The sequence below is a fragment of the Bacillota bacterium genome (assembly GCA_012839765.1).
Lineage (GTDB): Bacteria > Bacillota > Limnochordia > DUMW01 > DUMW01 > DUMW01.
This window is the reverse complement of sequence record DUMW01000052.1, coordinates 1-2,733: the sequence shown is the minus strand read 5'-3', so window position 1 is coordinate 2,733 and position 2,733 is coordinate 1. Positions and strand designations below refer to the sequence as shown.

The 2,733-nt window shown below is 48.7% G+C and carries 1 protein-coding gene; it reads right to left on the bottom strand.

Translation table 11 applies throughout. From position 1 onward, the window contains the following. Positions 1-690 precede the first annotated feature (690 nt). Entirely contained in the window at positions 691-2,496 is a 1,806-nt protein-coding gene (locus tag GXX57_05265; protein HHV44058.1) for a DUF1998 domain-containing protein, read from the bottom strand. Positions 2,497-2,733: the final 237 nt, after the last annotated feature.

Below are 2,733 nucleotides of genomic sequence, written 5' to 3'. Positions count from 1 at the left end.
GTAACTTAGTCTTACAGCGTTCTTCTTGAAGTCTTCATCATATTGCTGGCGAATTTTGGACATGATTATATTCTCCTCTCGTATAACTCTATCTTATCATCATGTCCGAAATTGTAACATGGACCCATCAGCCCGCCGTTTGCTCACCGGATTTGCATGCAGACATGACAGTCTCCATCAAGGTTCTGCTACCGGTAGCATTGATTTAAACTTAATAAACTTGATGAACACAAACCAGAAGCCCAATTATCCTTAACCCTTCCGCAACTCCTCTTTCTAGACCGACGATGCAGCACTCGCCGTTTAGATATTCTTGAACCGGGTCCAACCCTCCCTAGACCCGTATATAACAACATTACTGTCCACCAGGGCCCTAAACATGGTATCAAGCTCCAATCTCTCCCCTCGCGCATAGAAAATCAGAACGTCTATCTCGGAGCGATACCAAGGAGACCCAGATATCTATCGCACTTACTGGCCCAATGTTGATTCTAAACGGATACAGTCCATCATGGGTTCTCAAACTGAGGCCTGTTTCTTCTTCTCACACTGCCAAGTTGCCAGCAAGCTTTTCGGCAAATCTTTGTCTCTCCAGCAACGAGTTTCATGACCATTTCCAGTTAGAGCAACTGGCAGTATTTTCGGCTTGAACACGGACCCATCGTGGCAATCCCGCAACACACACGAACCCTATTTTGACCCAAGTAGCCCTCTCAGATAGTCGACCACCGGTCCTCGCTTAAGCCTGTCATGGCACCATTGATTGTAATAGTTTCGCAAGCAGCCGTAGCAACTGGTATCCTCCCCACATGCACATGACTCTATCCGTGATAAAGTTGCTTCTAGCACTTCCTTAAGGGTCGCATCGTTGGCTAAGCGTTTAACGTGGCCAGCCCCACCGGGTACATCATCAAACAGGATGAGCGAAGGATGCGTGACATCACCAGTTATATACACACAACCGTCAATGTCGTCGCGCACTATCCCTAGAACACAGGCTGCTCCTTCCAAGAGTCCGTACATAAGGGAAAGCCAAAAACCATCCTCCAACACCGGCTCGGGGAAAGTAAGTTGCAGCACATCGGTGGTAAAACTATGTCCCAAATCCAGCCAGGTAAGGTAACGGTTTGGACATCTGTCGCCCCAGGGAGTATCATGCTCCCTATCATTTGTCGTATTTCCAATGGTACCAAAACCACATTTCTTACAGATCCCGTATCCCTGACTACGCGGGCCTTTGTTAAGCACCACCAACCGACCTAAAGACGAAACCTTCCATTCCACTGGGCCCCCAGGGGTCAGATAGCTACCCGAGCGATCATACTGGTTGCTAAAAGGTTCTGGATTTTCAAAATGGCTGAAATAAACCCGGGACGTGTAGCCCCGTTCAGGGCGCCGTTGGGTGGGATGTCTTAGGGTTTCATTCACTTTGGTCACGAAACCGTACTTGGGAATGACATAAGTTCTCGCAAGACCGGATAACAGCTTCCCGCATCCAGAACACTTTACCTCGTCATTGCCCACTTCTAGATTCTCCGTATATGTGTCACAATTGGAACACACCGCGTAGGTCCGGCTTTCCCATTCCCGATTTGCTCTGTGTCTCAAACCATAGCTGGTCCAGACATATCCCCCGGCCACTATCTCACTACCCGGTGCATACTCCCCAATGGCAATCCGCAAATCACGCTCTAGTTTCAACCGTTTTGCTTCCTCGACGTGGCTAAAGATCGTCAGGGGAACCACATCCACCGGAAAACCATATTTGGGTAATGCACTCCCACTGGACAAGAAGGAGATTACGTCTCGCTCTCTGAGGGTAGCCTTAAGTCTTAATAGATGGTCCGAGGGTTTCCTTCTTGCGATCAAGCTCTCCCTAGTCTTCTCAATCAGCTCCAGTTCCTCTTTCAGCAAATCGATAATGGAATACAAAAGCGAGTTTCCTTCCGGGTCAGGAGAAGCAAACTCATCTACCCAACCCCACTCTCTCACTTTCAGTCGTTCCATCATGGATTCGGGCAAGACTCTTTCCAAGGCCTCCAACAAAGCCGCAGGATGGGCGGATAACTCCCGATGCAACTCCCGCACAAAGGCAAAGGGATCCTCCTCCGGCATAATTGGATCAATACGGGATAGATTCTTAAACTGCTCTTTATGACGCCGGAAATACCATGACAGCGCCACCGCGTATAAGTGCCGCAAGACTATCTTTTCATTCTCCAAACTGATACTCGGGGGTCTTATACTTCCGGCAACCATTTGTTCCGGTTTGGCATAGAAAGCAAGATCGTGGGAACGCCGTTGGGCATAGGTCAACGTAAAAGCAGTGCTCGAGCTACGTCTACCGGCTCGACCGGCCCGTTGTATATAGTTAGCTGCCTCCGGTGGGACATTATGCAACACCACAGCTTCCAGTTCCCCCACGTCAACACCCATTTCAAAGGTAGTGGAACAGCTTAAGACGTTGACCTCTCCATCCTCGAAGCGCTTCTGCAATTCAACAAAGCGCGAACCTTAGAAGTGTTATGGAAAATCTTGCTCAGGCTACCTCAAACACAATTGAATTTTGGCAAGAACGGGCTTTGAAGGCTGAGAAGCTGCTGGAAAACGCCCTGAGGGAAATTACGTATCTTAAAGCCCAGGTTCGGCTGTTAACTGCCAAGCGCTTCAGCTCTTCTAGTGAAAAGACCTCGCACATAGACCAACAAAAACTTGAATTCGTGTTTAATGAGG